This is a genomic window from Variovorax sp. OK212 (genome assembly GCF_900112425.1).
Lineage (GTDB): Bacteria > Pseudomonadota > Gammaproteobacteria > Burkholderiales > Burkholderiaceae_C > Variovorax.
On sequence record NZ_FOLP01000004.1, the window covers coordinates 250,117 to 272,341 of the forward strand.

19 protein-coding genes are annotated in these 22,225 nt (G+C 69.5%); 3 read left to right on the top strand and 16 right to left on the bottom strand.

Annotated elements, in window-relative coordinates:
* Positions 1-53: 53 nt before the first annotated feature.
* The 4 genes from BM004_RS14905 to BM004_RS14920 all read right to left on the bottom strand — a co-directional run bounded on the left by BM004_RS14905 (position 54) and on the right by BM004_RS14920 (position 4,714).
* Positions 54-386 carry a hypothetical protein gene (locus tag BM004_RS14905; protein ID WP_093214426.1) on the bottom strand — a complete coding sequence of 111 codons (333 nt, stop codon included), beginning with the start codon at positions 384-386 and terminating at the stop codon, positions 54-56.
* 146 nt (positions 387-532) lie between these two features.
* On the bottom strand, positions 533-1,933 hold the full coding sequence (locus tag BM004_RS14910; protein ID WP_093214428.1) for a dipeptidase: 1,401 nt from the start codon (positions 1,931-1,933) through the stop codon (positions 533-535).
* 50 nt (positions 1,934-1,983) lie between these two features.
* A complete protein-coding gene (locus tag BM004_RS14915) occupies positions 1,984-3,684 on the bottom strand; it encodes a carboxylesterase/lipase family protein (protein ID WP_093214431.1) in 1,701 nt (566 codons plus the stop codon).
* 28 nt (positions 3,685-3,712) lie between these two features.
* Positions 3,713-4,714 carry a Bug family tripartite tricarboxylate transporter substrate binding protein gene (locus tag BM004_RS14920; protein WP_093214433.1) on the bottom strand — a complete coding sequence of 334 codons (1,002 nt, stop codon included), beginning with the start codon at positions 4,712-4,714 and terminating at the stop codon, positions 3,713-3,715.
* 124 nt (positions 4,715-4,838) lie between these two features.
* On the opposite strand from BM004_RS14920, the gene BM004_RS14925 reads away from it, so the two are divergent.
* Positions 4,839-5,768, top strand: a complete 930-nt coding sequence (locus BM004_RS14925) for a LysR family transcriptional regulator (RefSeq protein ID WP_093214436.1) — start codon at positions 4,839-4,841, stop codon at positions 5,766-5,768.
* Here the strand turns inward: BM004_RS14925 and BM004_RS14930 are convergent.
* From BM004_RS14930 to argE, 12 genes are all read right to left on the bottom strand, one after another.
* Complete coding sequence (locus BM004_RS14930) at positions 5,753-6,055, bottom strand: Dabb family protein (RefSeq protein ID WP_093128107.1); 303 nt, start codon at positions 6,053-6,055, stop codon at positions 5,753-5,755. The genes BM004_RS14925 and BM004_RS14930 overlap by 16 nt on opposite strands.
* Before the next feature lie 17 nt (positions 6,056-6,072).
* Entirely contained in the window at positions 6,073-6,378 is a 306-nt protein-coding gene (locus BM004_RS14935; protein ID WP_093214438.1) for a YciI family protein, read from the bottom strand.
* 145 nt (positions 6,379-6,523) lie between these two features.
* Positions 6,524-7,282, bottom strand: a complete 759-nt coding sequence (locus BM004_RS14940) for a slipin family protein (RefSeq protein ID WP_093127616.1) — start codon at positions 7,280-7,282, stop codon at positions 6,524-6,526.
* 103 nt (positions 7,283-7,385) lie between these two features.
* Positions 7,386-8,573, bottom strand: coding sequence for an acyl-CoA dehydrogenase family protein (locus BM004_RS14945; RefSeq protein ID WP_093214441.1), 1,188 nt, complete (start codon positions 8,571-8,573; stop codon positions 7,386-7,388).
* 10 nt (positions 8,574-8,583) lie between these two features.
* Positions 8,584-9,744: an acyl-CoA dehydrogenase family protein gene (locus tag BM004_RS14950; protein ID WP_093214444.1), complete on the bottom strand. Its 1,161-nt coding sequence runs from the start codon at positions 9,742-9,744 to the stop codon at positions 8,584-8,586.
* A 26-nt stretch (positions 9,745-9,770) separates the two neighbouring features.
* A complete protein-coding gene (locus tag BM004_RS14955) occupies positions 9,771-10,673 on the bottom strand; it encodes an SDR family oxidoreductase (protein WP_093214446.1) in 903 nt (300 codons plus the stop codon).
* Between the two features lie 34 nt (positions 10,674-10,707).
* A complete protein-coding gene (locus BM004_RS14960; protein WP_093214449.1) occupies positions 10,708-12,675 on the bottom strand; it encodes an acetyl/propionyl/methylcrotonyl-CoA carboxylase subunit alpha in 1,968 nt (655 codons plus the stop codon).
* On the bottom strand, positions 12,672-14,282 hold the full coding sequence (locus tag BM004_RS14965) for an acyl-CoA carboxylase subunit beta (RefSeq protein ID WP_093214451.1): 1,611 nt from the start codon (positions 14,280-14,282) through the stop codon (positions 12,672-12,674). The genes BM004_RS14960 and BM004_RS14965 overlap by 4 nt, the downstream gene beginning before the upstream one ends.
* A 73-nt stretch (positions 14,283-14,355) precedes the next feature.
* Positions 14,356-15,135 carry an MHYT domain-containing protein gene (locus BM004_RS14970; protein ID WP_093127601.1) on the bottom strand — a complete coding sequence of 260 codons (780 nt, stop codon included), beginning with the start codon at positions 15,133-15,135 and terminating at the stop codon, positions 14,356-14,358.
* Positions 15,136-15,268: 133 nt separating this feature from the next.
* Entirely contained in the window at positions 15,269-16,960 is a 1,692-nt protein-coding gene (locus tag BM004_RS14975) for an NHL repeat-containing protein (protein ID WP_093214454.1), read from the bottom strand.
* Positions 16,961-17,107: 147 nt separating this feature from the next.
* Entirely contained in the window at positions 17,108-18,361 is a 1,254-nt protein-coding gene (locus BM004_RS14980; protein WP_256219906.1) for a DUF445 domain-containing protein, read from the bottom strand.
* A 2-nt stretch (positions 18,362-18,363) separates the two neighbouring features.
* Complete coding sequence (gene argE / locus BM004_RS14985) at positions 18,364-19,530, bottom strand: acetylornithine deacetylase (protein ID WP_093127596.1); 1,167 nt, start codon at positions 19,528-19,530, stop codon at positions 18,364-18,366.
* A gap of 102 nt (positions 19,531-19,632) precedes the next feature.
* Between argE and BM004_RS14990 the strand changes: the two genes are divergently transcribed.
* Together BM004_RS14990 and BM004_RS14995 are read left to right on the top strand one after the other, a co-directional pair.
* Positions 19,633-20,829: a glycerophosphodiester phosphodiesterase gene (locus BM004_RS14990; RefSeq protein ID WP_093214456.1), complete on the top strand. Its 1,197-nt coding sequence runs from the start codon at positions 19,633-19,635 to the stop codon at positions 20,827-20,829.
* Between the two features lie 153 nt (positions 20,830-20,982).
* Entirely contained in the window at positions 20,983-22,182 is a 1,200-nt protein-coding gene (locus tag BM004_RS14995) for a M20 aminoacylase family protein (RefSeq protein ID WP_093214459.1), read from the top strand.
* The last annotated feature ends 43 nt before the right edge of the window (positions 22,183-22,225 follow it).

The following is a 22,225-nucleotide window of genomic DNA, read 5'->3' on the forward strand; positions in this document are numbered from 1 at the left end:
GCGAGGCCGTCGGGTGCCTCACCCGATCGCCCCGATCGCCCCGATCGCCCCGATCACTCGTGAACCAATTGCCGGTAGCGCCAGACGCCCCAGATCGCGCCCACTGCGATCCCGATGCCCACGCTCCAGCCCGCTGGCACGCCGAATCCGAAAGACAGGACGAGCATCAATGCGGCGCTCACCAGTGCGATGAGCACGAGCGTGACGAAATCGAAGCGCGCAACCTCCAGGGTGTCCTCGGTGACGCTGCGGCCTTGGCGGCCATGCGTGCGGCGCAGCCTCCGGAACAGGAAGACATCGGCAATGAATTCGAAGAGTCCGATGAAAAGATCGGCCAGGATGCTCCACATCGGGGTGCTCCATTTCGCGGTGACACCCTGGACCATTGCTTTTCTCTCCTGAGGGTCCGGCGAGGGTGGGACGGCGGATCACGGCGGGATGTTACTGCCCTCCGGAGGAGGGCGAAGGGCCAAGGCGAAGGACGAGGGCCGAGCCATCGACCTCGGCCGAGATCCCCGCCATGTCGCCGCCGCTACGCCGCATGGAACGACGCCGGCGAATGCGTCGCCAGTTCCGCCAGCAGCAGTGTCCACGCCCGCGTGCCTTCCCCGATCGACTGCAGCCTGAAGAACTCGTTGGGCGCGTGCACGTCTTCGTCGGGCAGGTTGAAGCCGAACATCAGCGTGTCGATGCCCAGCATCTCCTTGAAGATCGACGTGACCGGCACGCTCGCGCCAAGCCGTACGTGGATGGGCCGGCGGCCCGTTTCGCGCTCGAGCACCGCCTCGGCCGCGCGCACCAGCGGATGGCCGGGGGCCAGTGTGGAGGCGGGCGAGCCGTCGTTCATGGCCACCACGTCGAGCGTGCAGCCCGCGGGGCAATGGGCCTGCAGGTGGCGCAGCACGGCGCGGACTACGGCGCGCGGGTCTTGCCCCTCGACCACGCGCGGAGTGAGCTTGACCTGCGCCTCGCACGGCACGATGGTCTTGCCGCCGCCACCGGTGTAGCCGCCCCACAGGCCGTTGACGTCGAGCGCGGGCCGCAGCGTGACACGTTCGCGCGCGCTGTAGCCGGACTCGCCGTGCGCGCTGCCGCCCACGTCCGAGAAGAACGCCGCCTCGTCGTACGGAAACGCCGCGGTGTCGGCGCGCTGCCGTTCGGTGGGCGGCACGGCGCCGTCATGGAAACCGTCGACCGCCACGCCGCCGTCGGCATGGTGCAGCGAGGCCACGAGCCGCGCCATGTCGTGCAGCGCGTTGCGCACGCTGCCGCCGTAGCGGCCCGAATGCAGGTCCTTGTGCGCGGTGCGCAGCCGCACTTCGAGCTGCGCGTTGCCGCGGGCGCCGGTGTTGAGCGTCGGCACGCTCGCACTGGCGCGGCCGCCGTCGGCCGACAGCACCGCGTCGGCCTGCAGCAGCGCGCGGTGGCGCTCGACGATGATGCGCAGCGACGGGCTGCCCGTTTCTTCCTCGCCCTCGAGAAACACCTTGATGTTCACGGGGCACGCGCCCTGCACCGCGAGGAACGACGCGATCACCTCGAGCGCGATGGTGGTCGAGCCTTTCACGTCCGACGTGCCGCGCCCGTAGAGCCGGCCGTCCACCTCGGTCGGCTCGAACGGCGGTGTGCGCCATTGCTCGACGGGGTCGGCGGGCTGCACGTCGTAGTGGCCGTAGACCATCAGCGTGGGCCGGCCCGGCGCGCCGTTCCATTCGCCGTACACGGCGGGCTCGCCGCCGCCGTCGAGCAGGCGCACGCCGGCCAGGCCGATCTGTTCCATCCGCTCCAGCAGAAAGCGCCGCGCCTCGCGCATGCCCGGCGCAAAGGCCGGGTCGGCGCTCACGCTGGGAATGCGCAGGAAGGCCTTGAGCCAGTCCACGATCTCGGGCTCGCGGGCGCGAAGGTGGTCGATGACGGGGTGTGGTTCGTTCATGAGCGTGCGTGTGGAGGAGGCAGAGCTTGCAAAAGGGGTGTTCATGGCCGTCAGTACAGGGGCGGGAACACGCCCGGCCCCCACAGCGTGTCGCACTTGTGCGTGTGCTCGAACACGTTGCTCGACGTCTTGACGGCGGGGTAGCTGAAGTCGATCAGCGCGCGGTCCGCCGGTCCCATGAAGCGCGGCCAGCGCGTCGTGAGGTTGCGCGCGTCGCTGTTCGAGTCGCTGTTCGGGTCGCCGTTCTTCGCGAAGTTGAGCAGGTACGCCACCATCTGCGCCGACAGCGCCTTGCGCTGCGCGGTGGTGGCGGCGTCGGGCGTGGCGCGTCCGGGGTCGAAGTACGGATAGCCGGGCAGCGCGTCGACCGTGCCGGTGAGGTAGTAGCTGTCCATGCCGTGCGCCGTGCCGTAGTAGAAACCCACCGGCTTCGGCGACGGCAACGACAGCTGCGGGTCGGTCATTTCCCAGCCGTACACCGGTACCCAGGCCGCGAGCGCATCGCGCCGCGCGCTGTTGCCGCAGGCGTACATCGCATCGCCCATGGCCCGTGCCACGCCCTGTGCCGGCACCGCGTAGTCGCCGATCGGGTAGGCCGCCTCGATGGCCGTGGTGTCGTAGCCGGCCGGCGCCAGGCCGCGCAGGTACAGAGGGTAGTAGCCGGCGCTGAGCTTGGTGTCGACGAACAGCGTGCCTTCGTCGAACACGCCGCCGATCATCACGGGCACCTGGTTGAAGTTGCCGGTCGCGAAGGCGCGCGCCGGCACCTGCGTGAGGACCTGCGCGTCCACCGTGGGCCGCCATTTCAGGCCGCCCTGCGCGAGCAGCGCCGACACGGGCAGGGCACGCAGGCAGGCGACGACGTCGGCCGCGGCACGCTTGTCGCAGCCGAGGTTCTTCACCGCGGTGTCGCCCACGGCCAGCGAGGTGTCCACGCTCGGGTTGGAGTACTCGGCCGCGCCGCCGCTTTGCATCACCGCGCGATGGAACAGGCCCTTGGCCTTGGGCGACTGCAGCAGCGAGAAACTCTGCGTTGCGCCGGCCGAGGTGCCCCACAGCGTGACGTTGCCCGCGTCGCCGCCGAAGGCCGCGATGTTCTTCTGCACCCAGCCGAGTGCCGCCAGCTGGTCCATCACCGCGAAGTTGCCGAGGCTGCCGTCCTTGTTGGCCGCGCGCAGCGCCTGGTTCGCGAGGTAGCCGAGCGCGCCCAGCCGGTAGTTCAGGCTGACCACCACCACGCCGCGGCTGGCCAGCGGGCTGGGGCCCATCTCGCCCGAGCCCAGCGTGAAGGCGCCGCCGTGGATGTAGAAGACCACCGGCAACTGGTCGCCGGGCTTCGTGCCCGCCGGCTTCCACACGTTCAGGTGGAGGCAGTCTTCGGCGATCGGCGCGGCCACCGCGCCGGGCGCCTGCGGGCAGGCGTTGCCGAAGGCCGTGGCCTGCAACGTGGCGGTGTGCGCGGCCGGCGGCTGGGGCGGTGCCCATCGCAGATCGCCCACCGGCGGCTGCGCGTAGGGGATGCCGAGGAAGGCCACCGTGTCCGTACTGGCGGTGCCCGCCACCTTTCCTTCGGCGGTCACCGCGACCGTGAGGTCTTGCGCTGCGGGGGGCGCTGCCGGTGCCGGTGCGGTTGGCGGCGGCGCGATGCCGCCGAACCCCGCGCCACCACCACTGCCACCGCCGCCGCAAGCGGAGAGCGACAGCGCGAACGCCAGTGGCAGTGCCAGGCCGTGGATGTGTCTCGTCTTCATGAATGCGTCTCCGGGAATGGAAGGGGTGTCAGGGCGACTCGTAGCCGATGGTCTTGACCAGTTCGCGGTAGCGCGCGATCTCGCTCGCGTAGAACTTCTCGCCCGCCTCCAGGCTCATCGGCTCGAAGACGGTCTTGGCCTGCGACGCCAGTTGCGCGCGCGCATGCGGGTTCTTCAGCGCGGTCGCGATGGCCGCGTTGAGCCGCTCGGCCACGCTCGCCGGCGTGCCCTTGCGCACCATGTACGAGGTCCAGATGCCGAAGTCGAACTCCTTCATGTCCTTGCTCTGCGCGCTCGTGGGCAGCGCGTCGAACGGTGCGGGCAGCGGCTTGCCCGGCGAGAGCGAACCGATCAGGCGCAGGCGGCCCTGCTTCACGTAGTCGGCATAGAAGGCCTGGTACGGCATGAAGGCGAAGTCGATCTGCCCGCCCAGCAGGTCCTGGATGATCGGTGCGCCGCCCTTGTAGGGCACATGCGTGATGGGCGCGCCGGTGCGCTTGGTGAAGAGCTCGCCCAGCAGGTGGTACAGCGTGCCCGGGCCCGGTGTGCCGTAGCTCAGCGGGGCGTCCTTGCGCGATCGCGCCAGCGCCACGAACTCGTCGAGCGAATGCACGGGCAGCTTGCTGTTGACCACCAGCACCAGCGGCGAGGTGGCCACCGGCGCGATCCACTGGAAATCTTCCGGCCTGTAGCGCGTGCTCCTGTTGACCAGCCCCGACAGGATCAGCTCGTTGGGCGAGCCCTGGAACAGGTAGTGGCCGTCGGCGGGCGCGGCCAGCACCTTGGCCGCGGCGATGGCGCCGGTCGCCCCGCCGATGTTCTCCACGATGACCGGCCCGCCGAGCGCCTTGCCGAACGGCTCGCTCAAGGCCCGCGCGGTGAAGTCGCTGGCCGCGCCGGCCGGGTAGGGGACCATCAGCGTGACGACCTTCGAGGGGAATGCAGGCGGCTGCATCTGCGCCTGTGCCGTCGCCGCAGTGCCACAGCCTAGAAAAGCCAGCGTGCAGAGCCATCGAGCGAACCGTTTCATGGGGAATTCCTGCGTCCAGAGTGGGAGTTGCTGGATGCTAGGAATCGGGCTTTCATCCGTCCAATGCATTGTTTTTGTCATTACCATGAGTTTGTCTCATGCATATGACCACCAACGGCTTCCCATGAACCTGCAACAACTCGACCACCTGCTCGCGCTGGCCGAAACCGGCTCCTTCAGCCGCGCGTCCGAGAAGGTGCACCTCACCCAACCGGCGCTCAGCCGCAGCATCCAGATGCTCGAACAGGAGCTGGGCATGCCGCTGGTCGACCGCATCGGCAAGCGCAACGAGCTCACGCCCTTCGGCGCGATGGTGCTGGCGCGCGCCAAGCGCATCTCGACGGAAACGCACGAGCTCAAGCGTGCCGCCGCGCTGCTGGCCGACGGGCAGGCCGGCTCCGTGAGGCTGGGGCTCGGCGCGGCGCCCGGCGCGCTGTTCTCGGGGCCGCTGCTGGTCGAGATGCTCAGCCGCCATCCGCGCGTGGGCCTGCAGCTGCATGGCGGCAGCCCGGAGCTCCAGTTGGCGGCGTTGCGCGCGCGCACGCTCGACGCGCTGGTGCTCACCTACCGCGCGGTGCCGCCGCGCGAAGACCTGCACATCGACGTGCTGCCGACCATGCGCTCGGGCTTCGTCTGCCGGTGCGGCCATCCGCTGTTGACGCAGCGCCGCGGCAAGCCGGTGCGCTTCGACGAGCTCACGCGCTTTCCGGTGATCTCGACGATGGTGAGCGACGACGTGGCGCGCAGCCTGGTCGAGCGCTACGGCAGCGACGCCAGCCCGCAACGCTGGCTGCAGGTGTCATCGGAGGACATCGGCGCGCTGGTGCAGGCGGTGCGCAACACCGATGCCGTCTTTCTCGGTGTGCTGGCGGCCACGCGCGCATTGCAGGACAACGGGGAACTGGCTGAGCTGAAGGTGAACCCCGCGGCGGGGCTCAGCGCGCAGTTCGCCTTCGTCACCCTCGAAGGCCGCACCGAGGCGCCCGCGCTGCAACTGGTGCGGGCGTTCTGCGTCGAACTCGCGCAAGCCGAGGCGGCTCAGTCCACCGCGTAGTCCACCTGGTGCCGCGCGATACGCAGGTCACCCAGCTCCTCGCGCACCCGCAGGTGCGCCGGGTGCGTGGCGTAGCCGTCGAGCGAGGCCTGGCTGTCGAACTCGCTGTAGAGCACCACGTCGCAGGCATAGCCCACGCGGCTCGAGTCGACGCCCACTTCCAGGTGCAGCAGGCCGGGGATCTGACCGCGCAGCGATTCGAACCGGCGCTTGAGCAGGTCGCGGGCCCGCGCTTTTTCTTCCGGCGTGTCGCCACGCAGGTCCCACATCACGATGTGCTTGAACATGGCGGCGGCGCGCTCGCTCATTCGGCGGGCGCGAAGCCGACCTTCTGCGGCCAGAGGTTCGTGAAGGCAAGCACCGAACTGCTGGCGTAGAGCCCGGCGCGCGTGAAGGGCTCGTTCGCCTGCCATGCCTCGGCGGCCGCGCGGCTGTCGAAGTCGATGGCCAGCAGGCTGCCGAGCATGGTCTTGCCGTCGTCGGCCAGCAGCGGGCCGGCGAAGGCCATGCGGTCGGCCACTTGCGCGATGCAGGCCTTGTGTTCGGGGCGCACCGCGGTGCGCAGCGCGGCCGAATCGGGCTTGTCGAGAAGATGGAAGACGAAGATCACGCGGGCTCCTGCTGGGGGTGTCCGGGCGATGGTAAGCACGCCGCGCGCGAAACGCCATGCACCGCCGGGCTCGCCGGTGAAGAACAGTTTTCCGCTTGCGTGATGTGCGTGATGTGCGTGATCCGCGGCGGGCTTGCCAGGCGCATCAGCCGCGCGGTCCGAGGAAGCTCGTGAGCAGGTCCACCGGCAGCGGGAACACGATGGTGGTGTTCTTGTCCGCGCCGATCACGGTGAGCGTCTCCAGGTAGCGCAGCTGGATGGCCTGTGGCTCCTGCGCCAGCACGCGCGCGGCCTGGAACAGCTTTTCCGAGGCCTGCAGTTCGCCCTCGGCATGGATCACCTTGGCGCGCCGTTCGCGCTCGGCCTCGGCCTGCCGCGCAATGGCGCGCACCATCGACTCGGTCAGGTCGATCTGCTTGATCTCCACGTTCGACACCTTGATGCCCCAAGAGGCGGTCTGCACGTCGAGCGATTCGCGCACGTCGAGGTTGAGCTTCTCGCGCTCGGCGAGCATGTCGTCGAGCTGGTGCTTGCCCAGCACCGAACGCAGCGTGGTCTGCGCCAGCTGGCTGGTGGCGTTGAAGAAGTCCTTCACTTCGACGATGGCCTTCTCGGCGTCGACGATGCGGAAGTACACGACCGCGCTGACCTTCACCGACACGTTGTCGCGCGAGATCACGTCCTGCGTGGGCACCTCGAGCACCACGGTGCGCAGGTCGACGCGCACCACCTGCTGGATGCCCGGGATCACGAGCACCAGCCCGGGCCCCGACACTTTCGAGAAGCGCCCCAGGGTGAACACGATGCCGCGCTCGTATTCCCGGAAGATCCAGATTGCGCAAAAAAGCAGCACCGCCAACAGGACGATGACGACGGCGCCAATGCCGGAGGTGAAAGAGAGCATGTCGGTCTCCTGCGACCCAGCGAGAGTGCTGGAGCGTTGGACACCCGGCGCGCGGCGGCGTTCCGCCCCGGCGCGAATAAAGGCCCCGCTGGAGCCCCCGTGCCTACCAGCCCATCTGCCTGGCGGCCAGCTCTTTCATGATCTCCTCGGCCCCGCCGCCGATCATCATCACCTTCACCTCGCGGTAGATGCGCTCGCTCACCGTGCCGCGCATGAAGCCCATGCCGCCCAGGATCTGCACCGCCTGGTCGGCGCAGAACTGCATGGTCTGCGTGGCGTGGTTCTTCAGCATGCAGATCTGCGCCACCCACTCCGGCGCGTTGAAGCGCCCGGCAGCCTCGAGGGCATCGCCCTCGGTGGACACGGCCTCGATCCACGCCTCGGTGGAGGCGATGCGCATCTGCATGTCGACCAGCTTGTGGCGCACCGCCTGGTGCTCGATGAGCGCGTGGCCGAAGGTCTTGCGCTCGCGCGCCCAGGCCAGCGCCTCGTCGAGGCAGGCCTGCGCGAAGCCCAGCGCGCCCGCGGCCAGGCCGATGCGTTCGCCGTTGAAGTTGCCCATGACCATGCGGAAACCCGCGCCTTCGTCGCCGAGCAGGTAGCGCGCCGGCACGCGCACGTTGTCGAAGTGCAGCGCGGCGGTGTCCGAGCACAGCCAGCCCATCTTCGCCAGGCGCGTGCGCGAAAGGCCCGGCGTGTCGCCCGGCACCAGCAGCATCGAGATGCCGCCCGCGCCGCGGCCTTCGCCGGTGCGCACGGCCACGGTGATCCAGTCGGCGCGCATGCCGGAGGTGATGAAGGTCTTCTCGCCGTTCACCACGTAGTGATCGCCATCGCTGCCGCCGCCGCCGCCGCTTTCCCGGCGCGCGGTGGTTCGCAGCGCGGCCACGTCGGAGCCGCCGCCGGGTTCGGTGATGGCCAGCGCCGCGATCTTCTCGCCGCGCAGCACCGGCGGCACGACCTCGCGGCGCACCGCGTCGCTTCCATGCAGCACCACCGGCGGCAGGCCGATGTTGTGCGAGAACAGGCTGGCGAGCACGCCGCCGCTCTTGCCGTGGCGCGCGAGCGCGACCCATGCGGGCAGCTTCAGCGAATACGAAGCGGGCGTGCCGCCCAGCTCCTCGGGGTAGCTCAGCCCGAGCAGGCCGAGCTCGGCGGCGCGCGTGTACAGCGCGCGCGGAAACTCGCCCGCGTCGTCCCAGGCCTGCACGTTCGGCGCGATCTCGTTTTCGGCGAAGCGGCGCACCGTGTCGGCGAGCGCCGCGCGGTCGGCTTGCAGTTCGGCGTTCATGCGGCGGTGCTCAGCCGCGCGGCGGCCGCTTGGCGATGCCCATGGTCTTGGCGAGGATGCCGAGCATCACCTCGTCCGCGCCGCCGCCGATGGAGCCCAGCCGGCCGTCGCGGTACAGGCGCGACACGCGGTTTTCCAGCGTGAAGCCCATGCCGCCCCAGAACTGCAGGCAGGTGTCGGCCACCTGCCGCGTGAGGCGCCCGGTCTTGAGCTTGGCCATCGACGCGAGTTCGAGCACGTCCTCGCCCTGCACATGCAGGTCGCAGGCGCGGTAGGTGAGCGCGCGCAGCGCCTCCACCTCGGTCTTGAGCTCGGCCAGCTTGAACTGCACCCACTGCTGGTCGGCCAGCGTGGCGCCGAACATCTGGCGTTGCTGCGCCCACTCGATGGTCTGCGCGATGCAGTCTTCCATCGACTCGAGCGAACTCGCGGCGGCCCACAGCCGCTCTTCCTGGAACTGCTGCATCTGGTAGATGAAGCCCTGGCCCTCCTCGCCGATGCGGTAGCGCTGCGGCACGCGCACGTTGTCGAAGTAGATGAGCCCGGTGTCGCTCGAGTTCATGCCGATCTTGCGGATCTTCTTCGCCTTCTCGATGCCGGGGCTGTCCATCGGCACCATCACCAGCGACTTGTTGCGGTGCACGGGCCCGTCGCTGGTGTTGACCAGCATGCACATCCAGTCGGCCTGCAGGCTGTTGGTGATCCACATCTTCTGGCCGCTGATGAGGTAGTCGTCGCCGTCCTTGCGCGCGTGGCTCTTCAGGCCCGCCACGTCGCTGCCCGCGCCGGGCTCGCTCACGCCGATGCAGCCGACCATGTCGCCGGCAATGGCGGGTGCCAGGAACTCGCGGCGCAGCGCGTCGCTGCCGAAGCGCGCAAGCGCGGGCGTGCACATGTCGGTCTGCACGCCGATGGCCATGGGTACGCCGCCACAGCTGATGTGGCCCAGCGCCTCGGCCATGGCCATGGCATACGAATAGTCGAGCCCGCCGCCGCCGAAGGCCTCGGGCTTGTTCAGCCCCAGCAGCCCGAGGTCGCCGAGCTTCTTGAAGACCTCGTGCGCGGGAAAGATCTCGGCCTCCTCCCATTCGTCCACATGGGGGTTGATCTCTTCGTCGATGAAGCGGCGCAGGGTCTTCTGGATCTCGAGGTGTTCGTGGGTGTAGTGCATGGGGTGTCTCCGTCTGTCGTCGTTCTTCAGTTGTCCTGGAACACGCGCGGCGTCTGCGCCAGGTGAAAGCCGTCGAAAGGCTTCACGGCCGCGCGCTGCTGCGCCTGCGCATCGGGCAGCTCCATCGGCCAGCCCATGCGCACCTGCGGCCGTGCGCCGTCCACGCGCAGCACGGTGCCGCTGATGAAGCTGGCCGCCGGGCACAGCAGGAAAGCGATGGCGGCGGAGGTCTCGGCTTCGGTGCCGAAGCGGCCCGCGGGCAGGGTCTTGCGCATGGCGCGCAGCATGTCGCCGGCCTCGGGCGGGTAGTGGTCCATGCCGCTGGAGGCGATGTAGCCGGGCGCCACCGCGTTCACGCGCACGCCGCTCACGGCCCATTCGGCGGCGGCCGTCTCGGTGAAGCTCACCATGCCGGCGCGCGCCGCGCCGCTGTGGCCCATGTTGGGCATGGAGCCCCAGATGTCGGCCACGATGTTGACGATGGCGCCGCCGCGCGCCTGCATGCTCTGCAGGTAGCACTCGCGCGCGACCAGGAAGCCGCCCGTGAGGTTGGTGTGGATCACCGCCTCCCAGCCCTTGGCCGAGATGGCGTGCAGCGGCGTGATGTACTGGCCGCCCGCGTTGTTCACCAGGCCGTCGATGCGGCCCTGCGCGGCGACGATGGCGGCCACGGCCGCGCGCACGGCCTCTTCCTGGCGGATGTCGAAGGCCTGCGTGCCGGCCTTGCCGCCGGCGGCCTCGATCTCGGCCTTCACTGCGTCGAGCTTCTCCTGCTTGCGCCCGACCAGCACGACGTGCGCGCCGAGCGCGGCGAGTTCGTGCGCGGTGCAGCGGCCGATGCCGGAGCCGCCGCCCGTGACGACGATGACCTGGCCGTCGAACAGGCCGGGCGTGAAGACGGAGCGATAGCGGGACGACGGAGTGTTCATGCGACAGGCTTTCGGAAATTTGGGGGGACGCGCATCAGGCGCCGGCGATCTCGGCAATCTCTGCGACCACGTGGCGCGCCGCCACCTGCGCGCCCACCGCGACATGCAGCGCGACCCGGCCGGCGCGCGGCGCGCAGTGCACGTGCTCCATCTTCATCGCTTCGAGCGTGACCAGCGGCTGCCCGGCGGCGACGGCATCGCCCTCGGCCACCAGCAGGGCGATGACGCGGCCGTTCATCGAGGCGCGCAGCAGGCCGTCGGCCCCGGCGTTGCCGCCGCGGGCCACGGCCACGTGCGTGAGGTTGTCGAGCCGGAAGGCGCGGCCACGGAAATTGAACAGGACGCGATCGCCCGCGTGTTCTGTCTCGCGCACGGCAAGCGCCTGTTCGGAGAGACCGCCGCACGAGAAGCGCACGGTGCCGTCGTCCTGCCACGCGAGCAGCGTGAGCTGCACGGCGTCGCGGTCGTCGAGTGCGACATCGAAGGCGCCCTTGCCGCGCGGCGTCACGCGGGCCGTGTGCACGGTGCCGTCGAGTGCGAAGCGCAAGGCATTGGGCAGCGTGTGCGCCAGCGGCGACGGCCATCCGTGCTCGCCGAGTTGCAGCAGCAGCGCGGCCAGCAGCGCCGCTTGGGCATCGGTGGCCGCGTCGGGCGCGAGCAGCGCATCGAGATGATCGGCAATGAAGGCCGTCGTGGCCGCGCCGCTGGCGAACACCTCGTGCGACAGCGCGCGCAGCAGCAGTGGCTGGTTGGTCGCAATGCCGAGCGCGACGGTGTCCTGCAGGCCCGCGACGAGCCGGTGCCTGGCTTCATCGCGCGTGCGGCCGTGCGCCACCAGCTTGGCAACCATCGAGTCGTAGTAGGGCGGCACGGCCGCACCGTCGCGCAGCGCGTGTTCGGTGCGCAGCGACGGTGAAGGCCGCCAGGCCGCGAAGGTGCCGCTCTGCGGCATGAAGCCCTGCCGCGGGTCTTCGGCGCACAGGCGCACCTCGATCGCATGGCCGTCGATGCGCACGTCTTCTTGCGTGAGCGGCAGCGGCTCGCCGGCCGCCACGCGCAGTTGCAGCTCGACCAGGTCGAGCCCGGTCACCGCCTCGGTCACCGGGTGCTCGACCTGCAGGCGCGTGTTCATTTCCATGAACCAGTACTGGCCTTCGGCGTCGAGCAGGAATTCGAGCGTGCCCGCGCCTTCGTACGCAATCGCCTTCGCCGCCGCGACGGCCGTGGCGCCCATGCGCTCGCGCAGGGCGCCGGACACCGCGGGCGAGGGCGCTTCCTCGATCACCTTCTGGTGCCGGCGCTGCACCGAGCAGTCGCGCTCGCCGAGGTGGATGGCGTTGCCGTGCCGGTCGGCGAACACCTGGATCTCGATGTGGCGCGGCGCGACGATGGCGCGCTCCAGGATCACGGTGGCGTCGCCGAAGGCATTGAGCGCTTCCGACTGCGCGCTGTGCAGCAGTTCGCCGAACTGCGCGGCCGAGCCGACCAGGCGCATGCCGCGCCCGCCGCCGCCGGCCGTGGCCTTGATCATCACGGGCCAGCCGATGCGCGCGGCCTCCGCCGCCAGCTTCTGCGGGCTCTGGTCCGTGCCCTGGTAGCCCGGAATGCACGGCACGCCCGCTGCCTGCATCAGCCGCTTGGCGCCGGCCTTGTCGCCCATGGCGCGAATGGCCTCGGGCGACGGCCCGATGAAGACCAGGCCCGCATCGCGGCAGGCCTGCGCGAAAGCGGCGTTCTCGGCGAGGAAACCGTAGCCGGGGTGCACCGCGTCGGCGCCGCTGATGCGCGCGGCCTCGACGATGGCGGCGATGTCCAGGTAGCTCTGCGCGGGCAGCGGCTCGCCGATCCACACCGACTGGTCGGCCTGGCGCACGTGCTCGGCATCGGCGTCGGCGCTCGAGTACACGGCCACCGTGCGGTAGCCCATGGCGCGCGCCGTGCGCATCACGCGCACCGCGATCTCGCCGCGGTTGGCGATCAGGATCTTGTGAAATGCGCTCATGGCCGTGCCACCGAGAACTGCATGGGTTGCGGCACGCGCGCGTCGGCGTCGCGGCACACGGACAGCGCTTCGGCCAGCACCGCGCGCGTGTCGCGCGGGTCGATCACGCCGTCGTCCAGCAGCAGCGCGCTGGTGGTGAACACGCTCATCTGGCGCTCGAAGCGCTCGACGATCTGCTGCTGCATGGCGTCGATCTTTGCGTGGTCGACGCTGCCTTTTCTGGCCATGCCCGCCTCCATCACGATGGCCATGGTTTTCGCGGCCTGCTCGCCGCCCATCACCGCGGTGCGCGCGTTGGGCCAGCTGAAGCAGAAGCGCGGCGCAAAGCCCCGCCCGCACATACCGTAGTTGCCCGCGCCGTACGAGGCGCCGCAGTGCAGCGTGATCTGCGGCACGGTGGCGCTGGTCACGGCCTGGATCATCTTGGCGCCGTGCTTGATGATGCCGGCCTCCTCGTGCGCGCGGCCCACCATGTAGCCGGTGATGTTCTGCAGGTAGACGATGGGCGTGCGCGACTGGCAGCAGGCCTGGATGAAGTGCGTGGCCTTGGTGGCGCCGTCGGAGTCGATGGGGCCGTTGTTGGTGATGAGGCCCACCGCATGCCCCTCGAGCCGGATGTGGCCGCAGACGGTGGCGCTGCCGTAGTGCGCGCTGAATTCGAGGAACTCCGAGCCGTCGGCGATGCGCGCGATGACCTCGCGCATGTCCACCGGACGCCGTCCGTCGCTGGGCATGAGGCCCAGCAGGTCTTCGGCGTCGCAGCGCGGCGGCGCGAACGTGCGCGGCGCTTCGTCGCGCGCCCAGTCGATGCCGCCGAGGATGGCGCGCGCGATGCGGATCGCGTCGCGGTCGTCCTCGGCCAGGTAGTCGCCCAGGCCGGAGATGTGCGTGTGCATCACGGCGCCGCCCAGTTCTTCTTCGGTGGCGATCTCGCCGGTGGCGGCCTTCAGCAGCGGCGGCCCGGCCAGGAAGGCCCGCGTGCGGTCGCGCACCATCACGATGTAGTCGGACAGGCCCGTCTGGTAGGCGCCGCCCGCGGTCGAGGAGCCGTGCGTCACCGTCACCACCGGCAGCCCCGCGGCCGACAGGCGCGCGAGGTTGCGAAAGATGTTGCCGCCGCGCACGAAGTCCTGCACGCGGTACTGCATGAGGTTGGCGCCGGCGCTTTCCACCAGCTGCACGTAGGGCAGCTTGTTCTCCAGCGCGATCTCCTGCACGCGCAGCTGCTTGTCCAGCCCCATGGGCTGCAGCGCGCCGGCGTCGATGCCCGAGTCGGAGGCGTTCACCATGCAGCGCACGCCCGCCACGCGGCCGATGCCCGAGAGCAGGCCGCCGCCCGGCACGCTCTTCGACAGGTCGGGGTTGTCCTGGCCCAGCCCCGCGAGCGAGGCCAGCGGCAGGAAGGGCGCGCCGGTGTCCAGCAGCAGCGCGAGGCGCTCGCGCGGCAGCAGCTGCCCGCGCCTGGCGAAGCGCTCGGCCGAGGCGTTCGAGGCGGCCGCGGCGCGGGCCTCGTGCGCGCGCACCTCGCCGAGCAGCGCGAGCATGCTGGCGCGGTTGGCCTGGAAGGTGTCGCTGGCCGCGTGCAGCCGGGATTCGATGAGGGGCATGAAGGTCTGTGCAGGTCGCTGTTGTCGCTCTGCACAGACTGTAGGAGGCGGGTGCCGCGCCCGCTTGTGCCAATTAGCTGGTGTGGGGGCGGCGCACGCCCGCGGCCGGCGTGGTGTCCAGGCTGCTGCCCGTGACCACCCAGTAGATGAAGATCAGCACCGCGCCGGCCGTGCCGAACACCGTGAGCCCCATCGAGCTGCCGCCGATGGCCAGCGCGTCGATCGGCGCGGCGGCGGTGCACACCATGCCGGCCGCGCTCATGCCCACGTAGTGCATTGTGCACACGGCCACGCCCATCACGGCGGCCGCGGCCACCTTGTGCGTGAACTTGCGCAGGTTGAAGGCCAACCACAGCGCCGCCGCGGCCGCGCTCACGGCAATCACCACCGACAGGGCGACGCGCGCGAGGTCGAAGTCCATCGAGGCGCGCATGTTCATCGCGAACATGCCCATGTAGTGCATCACGCACACGCCGGCACCGGCCAGCAGGCTGCCGCCCAGCCAGCCCGAGCGGCTGAACCGGCTTTGGCCGCCCGCCATGTACAGCGCGATGCCCGAGATCAGGATGGCCGCCACCAGCGACACCACGGTGAGCGGAATGTTGTACGAGATGGCGATCGGCAGGCGGTACGCCAGCATGCCGATGAAGTGCATCGACCAGATGCCGATGCCGCCCAGCGCCACCGCGGCGCAGGCCACGATGGCCAGGTTGGGCTTGCCGTCGGGGCCGACCATGCGCCCGGCGCAGATGAGGGCCACCAGCGAGCCCGCGAAGGAGATGAGGAAGGAGAGCGCCACCATGCCCGGGGTGTACTCGGGCGACAGCAACTGGCCTACGACGAGCGGAGTCATGCGTTTTCCTTTCGAGAAAGAACGCTTCGCGGACCCCCGACGGCCGGATTGCAGCCGGGACACCGCAGGGCGTCCCGGCCAGTCTGTAATGTTTGTTTTAAAAAGTAAACAGGTAATTACACTTCTTGTTACCCTACCTTACGGCGCGAATCCGATATATCGCATTGTTCTTGTCGGCGCTCATGTAGACCGTGCCGTCGCGGCCCACGGCCACGCCCGTGACCACGTACGGCGGCGGCAGGCCGGCCCCGGGGGCGAGGCCGATCGGCAGGTTCTCGGCCACCGTGCGGCGGCTGCCGGTGACGGGGTCGATCTCGAGCAGCCGGCGCGCCGCGCTCTCGGCCACGATGAAGCTGCCCCACGGCGTCTGCGCCAGGCCCTCGGGCAGGGCGAGCCCGTCGGCCACGGTGCGCAGCGGCGCGCTGGCGTCCAGCGGAATGCGCAGCAGCTTGCCGGCCGCCTCGGTCACGTAGAGCGCGCCGTCCTGCCCGATGACCATCTGCACCGGGCCGTTCAGGCCGCTGGCAAGCACCGACTTCTGGGCAAACTTCGGACCGCTGGCGCGCGTGATGCTGCCGGTGGCGATCTCCGCGTAGACCAGGCTGCCGTCGGGCATGGGAATGGCGTCGAACGGGGCCTTCAGGCCGTGCACGATTTCCACGGTCTTCAGCGTCTGGCGGTCCACCAGCTGCACCGTGCCGGTGAACCACGAGGTCAGCGCGAACAACTGGGGCGACAGGCCGACCGCGAACGGGTAGTCGAGCTCGGGCTCGCGCTGCATGCGGAACACGTCGCGCACCTCGCCCGTGCGCACGTCGACCTGGCGGAAGCCGAACACGTCGGCCACCCAGAGGTCGTTGCCGTCGATCTTCATGCCGGCCGGCACCGCCACCTTGCCGCTGGTGAGCGTGCGCAGCTCGCCGGTGGCGGGGTTGAAGGCCTGCACCTCGTTGTTGGCCATGTTCGATACGTAGATGGTGCCGTCCGGCGTGTCCTTGGCGATGGCCAGGTTGTCGAGCGAGGGCCGCAGCTGCTTGGCCACGGTCTTGCGGCCGGTGGCCAGGTCCACCTTGACCAGTTCGCCGCTGCGCGCATCGACCACCCAGAGGTTGCCCTTGCCGTCGAGGTTGGCCGCGGCCGGAATCTTGAAGCCGTCGGCGATCACGGTCATGTTGCCGTTCGCCGGATCGATCTTCACCACCTGCCCCTTGAACCACAGCGGGCCGTAGAGCAGGCCGTCGGGCCTGACCTCGAAGCCGTTGAAGCCGCCCATGTCCTTCTTGATGAGCCGCGGCGGCTTCTGGCCCGCGCGGTCGATTTCCCAGAGCGCGTCGCCCAGGAACACCTGCGAGGCGTAGAGCTTGCCGTTGCGGCGGTCGAAGTCGAGCGAGTTGAGGCCGGGCAGGTCCTTGGCGAGCACCTGCAGCGGCGCGCCGTCGTTCTCGCGGTAGCGCAGCATGCCCATGAGGTAGTTGGTCCACGCCAGCTCGCCCTTGGGGCCCACGGCGATGTCGTCGGCCTGGCCTTCGGGCGCATCGACGAGCACCTTGGCCGCGCCGGTGGTGCGGTCGACCTCCCACAGCGTGTTGCCCAGCACCGAGCCCGCGAGCAGGCGGCCCTTGGCGTCGATGGCCAGGCCGTGCACGCCGGCGAAGGACGAGGGCGCCACCAGCACCTCGGGCGCGGCCCACGCGGCGGGCCGGGTGGGCGGTGGCGAGAGGCTGCTGCAGGCGGCCAGCAGGGTGAGGGTGGCGGTCAGCGCGGCGGCTCGCAGGTTCGCTTGCAGGCTCGCTTGCAGGTTCGCGCGAAGGCTTCGACGGGGCATGGTGCGTGTCTCCTCTTCTGTTGATGCTGGGTGCGCGAAGCAGTCTAGGAGGAGGCCGCGGCCCTGAAGTCTCTCGGGGGACACGATGCGGACTTTCGTCCGCTGTGGATTACCCGGGCCTGCGCGGGCCGTCGTCCGGCCGGCGGGTCAGCCGCGCAGCAGCTGCGTGACGGTGTGGATCAGCAGCCCCACCAGCCCGCCCACCAGCGTGCCGTTGATGCGGATGAACTGCAGGTCGCGCCCGATGTGGCGCTCCAGCTCCAGCGTCATCTCCTGTGCGTTCCACTCGCCCACGCGCTCCTCGATGTAGCGGCGGATGTCCTCGCGGTAGCGCTCGATGGCCAGCGGCGCGGCGGCCTCGACCTGCTCGTTGATCCAGCGGCGGATGGCCTCGTCGCCCTGCAGCCGCGTGCCCAGCGCGCCGGCCATCGAGGCGATGCGCTGGCGGATGGTGGAGTCGCCGCGGCCCAGGTCGTCGTGCAGCCAGGCCAGCAGCTCGCCCCACAGCCCGTGCAGGTAGTCGCCCAGCGCGGGGTGCGCGATGAGCTCGGCGCGGATCTGCTCGCCGCGCTGCTGGAACTCGGGGTCGAGCTTCAGGCGCACCACGAAGTCGTCGACGAAATGGTCGAAGCGCTTGCGCATGGGGTGGTCGGGCTCGGCCGCCAGCTCGCCGATGGTGCGCGCCACGGCGGCCACGATCTTGCGCGTGGCCAGCTTGGCCGCCACCTGGTCCAGGCCCACGTAGCGCAGCGTCTTGATCTCGCGCGCAATGGCCTCGGTGATGTGCGCCTGCAGCTCGTCGCCCTCGAGCAGCCCGGCCACCTGCTGCAGCACGTCGTCGAGCAGCGCCTGGTGGCGCCCGCCGGCCGTGAGCGCGTCGAGTGCCTGGCCGGTGAGGCGCGACAGGTCGATCTTCTGCAGGCCCGCCGCGGCGGCGCGGCCCATGAAGTCGCGCACGCGTTCGTCGTCGAAGGCCGAGAGGCCGTAGCGCGTGGCGGCCACGCCCCATTCACCGAGCTTCTGGCCGCTGGCGGGGCGCGCGAGCCAGCCGGCAATGCGCCCGGCGGTGTCGAACTGGCGCACCTTGTCGAGCACCTGCGCGGTGCTCAGGAAGTTGTCGCAGATGAAGCCGGCGAGCTTGGCGCCGATGCGGTCCTTGTTGCTGGGGATGATGGCCGTGTGCGGAATCGGCAGGCCCAGCGGATGGCGAAACAGCGCCACCACCGCGAACCAGTCGGCAATGGCGCCGACCATGGCGGCCTCGGCAAAGGCCGCCACGTAGCCCCAGGCCGGATGCTGCGCGTGCAGCGCGCTGGCCAGCGCATAGAGCAGCGCCGCGCCGCACAGCAGGCCGAGCGCGACGCGCTTCATGCGCTGCAGTGCGTCGTTGCCTTCGGCCAATCTCAACCGATGGTGGGGCTGGACGCCAGGCGCTCCATGAACAGCTCGCAGCGCGCGAGCTGCTCGAGGCTCACGAACTCGTCGGGCTGGTGCGCCTGCTCGATGCTGCCGGGGCCGCACACCACGGTGGGGATGCCGGCGTTCTTGAACAGGCCCGCTTCGGTGCCGAAGGCCACCAGCGTGGTGCGGTCTTCGCTGGCCAGGCGCTGTGCCAGCAGCGTGATGGGGTCGTCGGCCGAACCCAGGAAGCTGGGGATCTCGCAGATGGTCTCGAACTGGAAGCCGGTGTCCTGCGCGACCTTCTTCATGGCCGGCTCCAGGCTGCCCGCGTAGGCCACCACGTCGGCCTGCATGCGCTTGGCGTCGGCGGTGGGCAGGTCGCGGAATTCGTAGCGGAACTCGGCGTCGCGCGGCACCACGTTGTCGGCGATGCCGCCGTGGAACTGGCCCACGCTGGCGGTGCTGAAGGGCACGTCGAAGCCTTCGTAGCGCGGCTCGCTGCGCTCGAAGTCCTCGGCCATGTCGCGCACCTTGCCGATCACCCGGGCCGCCATCTCGATGGCGTTGACCGACTTCGGCGTGAGCGACGAGTGCGCTTCCTTGCCGCGCACGCAGCACTTGTAGCGGTACACGCCCTTGTGCGCGATGGCCGGCACCATGCTGGTGGGCTCGCCCACGATGCAGGCCAGCGGCTTGATGCCGGCTTCGCGCATGTCGGCAATGAGTTCCTTCACGCCGAAGCAGCCGATCTCTTCCTCGTAGCTGAAGGCGAAGTGCACCGCGAAGGGCGAGTCGCTTTCCAGGAAGCGGTGGGCGTTCGACAGTGCAATGGCGATGAAGCTCTTCATGTCGGCCGAGCCACGCCCGTACAGGCGCTCGTTCTGCACCACCGCGGAGAGCGGGTCGACGCTCCAGTCCTGGCCGTCCCAGGGCACCGTGTCGGTGTGGCCCGAGACGATCACGCCGGCCGGCTTGCCTTCGCCCAGCGTGGCGAACAGGTTCGCCTTGGTGCGCTCGGCGTTGTAGGTGATGCGGCTTTTCACGCCCAGGCCCGCGAGGTGGCTCTGTGCGAAGTCGATCAGTTGGAGGTTGCTGTTGGCACTGACGGTGTTCATGCGCACCAGGGTCTGGGCCATCAGAAGGCTTTGGGGTGAAAGCGTATGGAGCATGCGGCGCATTCTCCCGGAAGTCGGCGCCGCGTGTGCGCGCGAGTCGCGGCTGTCACGCGCAGCGGGTACCCTGCGCTTCTTTTGGATGGAGAGCCCAAGACCATGCGCACCCTTCAACTCGCCCTGACGGCCACCGCCGCCCTTTGTGTTGCGGCCTGCAGCACCAGCGGCCCCACCGGTTCCACCAACAAGCCGATGACGCTCGACGGCAAGCCGCCGCTGGTCATTGCCCACCGCGGCGCCTCGGGCTACCTGCCGGAGGAAACCCTCGAGGCCTACGCGCGCGCCGTCGAGCTCGGCGCCGACGTCATCGAGATGGACCTGGTCTCCACCAAGGACGGCGTGCTCATCGCCCGCCACGACCCCAACCTGGCCATCAGCACCGACGTGGCCAGGCACCCGCGCTTCGCCTCGCGCAAGAAGACCATCAAGGTCGACGGCGAGACCCAGACCGGCTGGTTCAGCAACGACTTCACGCTGGCCGAGATCAGGACGCTGGGCGGCATCTCGACCGACGCCGAGCGGCCGCAGGAATTCAACGGCAAGTACAAGATCGTCACCTTCCAGGAGATCATCGACTTCGCCAAGGCCAAGTCGAAGGAAACCGGCCGCACCATCGCGATCTATCCCGAGTCGAAGAACCCGACCTACTTCCGCGACCTGGGGCTGCCGCTGGAAGACAAGATGATCGCCGCCATCAACGCCGCCGGCTGGAACAGCAAGACCGCGCCCATCTATGTGCAGTCGTTCGAGCCGGGCAGCCTGAAGTACATGAAGAGCAAGGGCCTGAACACCCGGCTCATCCAGCTGATCGACGGCGACAGCGTCGACCTGAAGACCGGCGCCGTGACCTTCGCCGTGCCCAGCGACCGCCCCTACGACTGGACCAAGGCCGGCGACAAGCGCAACTTCGACGCCATGGTCACGCCCGCGGGGCTGGCCGAGATCAAGACCTATGCCGACGGCATCGGGCCGTGGAAGCGCTACATCGTGAGCATCAAGGGCACGATCGGCGCCGACGGCAAGCCGGTGGACGTGAACAAGGACGGCAAGATCAACGACGCCGACGCCACCTCCACCGCGCCCACCTCGCTGATCGCCGACGCGCACAAGGCCGGCCTGTTCGTGCACCCCTTCACCTTCCGCAACGAGTCGCGCCGCCTGGCGGCCGACTACGCCAAGGACGGCAGGAACGAATACGGCGTGTACTACAAGCTCGGCGTGGACGGCGTGTTCACCGACTTCACCGACACCGCGCTGGCCGCGCGCGCGGACTACCTGAAGAGCATCGGGCGCTGAATCTTTTGGGGAGGAACACCGCGCAACCGGCTTTCCCGGGCCGCAGGTGTTGCCTCCGGCAGGGGGGAGCGAAGTGCGCGCAGCTTGAGGCAAGCGTAGGAATTACCCGGCACGGTCTTTGCGGGTGTCGTGGCAAAGCCTAGACTGTGAAACATGAAACTCATCGATTCGCTCGTCACGCAGGCGGCCGGCATCGCCGCCGTCCGACGTGACCTCCACGCCCATCCCGAACTCTGCTTCGAAGAAGTCCGCACCGCCGACGTGGTGGCAGGCAAGCTCACCGAATGGGGCATTCCCATTCACCGCGGCCTGGGCACCACCGGCGTGGTGGGCATCATCAAGAACGGCACCGGCAACCGCGCCGTGGGCCTGCGCGCCGACATGGACGCGCTGCCCGTCACCGAGCTCAACACCTTCGCCCACGCCAGCCAGCACCACGGCAAGATGCACGCCTGCGGGCACGACGGCCACACCGCCATGCTGCTGGCGGCCGCGCAGCATCTGGCGAAGAACCGCAACTTCGACGGCACCGTCTACCTGATCTTCCAGCCGGCGGAAGAGGGCGGCGGCGGCGCGCGCGAGATGATCAAGGAAGGGCTCTTCGAGCAGTTCCCCATGGACGCCGTGTTCGGCATGCACAACTGGCCCGGCATGAAGGCCGGCCAGTTCGCCGTGAGCCCCGGGCCGGTGATGGCCTCGGGCAACAAGTTCCACGTCAACGTGATCGGCAAGGGCGGTCACGCCGCGCTGCCGCAGACCGGCGTCGACCCGGTGCCGATCGCCTGCGAGATCGTGCAGGCGTTCCAGACCATCCTCACGCGCAAGATGAAGCCGACCGATTCGGCCGTGATCTCGGTCACGACCATCCACGCGGGCGAAACCAACAACGTGATTCCCGACAACTGCGAGCTGACGGGCACGGTGCGCACCTTCTCGCTGGAAGTGCTCGACATGATCGAGGCGAAGATGAAGCAGATCTCGGAGCACATCTGCGCGGCGCACGACGCCACCTGCGACTTCCGCTTCGAGCGCTACTACCCGCCGACCATCAACACCGAGGCCGAGGCCGACTTCGCGCGCCGCGTGATGGGCGAGATCGTCGGCCCCGACAACGTGCTCAGGCAGGAGGCCGCCATGACCTCGGAAGACTTCGCCTTCATGCTGCAGGCCAAGCCCGGCGCCTATGCCTTCATCGGCAACGGCGACGGCGCGCACCGCGACGTGCACCACGGCGAAGGCCCGTGCACGCTGCACAACGCGAGCTACGACTTCAACGACGACCTGATCCCGCTGGGCGCGACCTGCTGGGTGCAGATTGCCGAGCAGTTCCTCAAGCCCGGCGCGGCCGGCTGACCGGCGCGCTGTTCGCCGAGTCGCAGAGTTCGCAGTCCCTTCC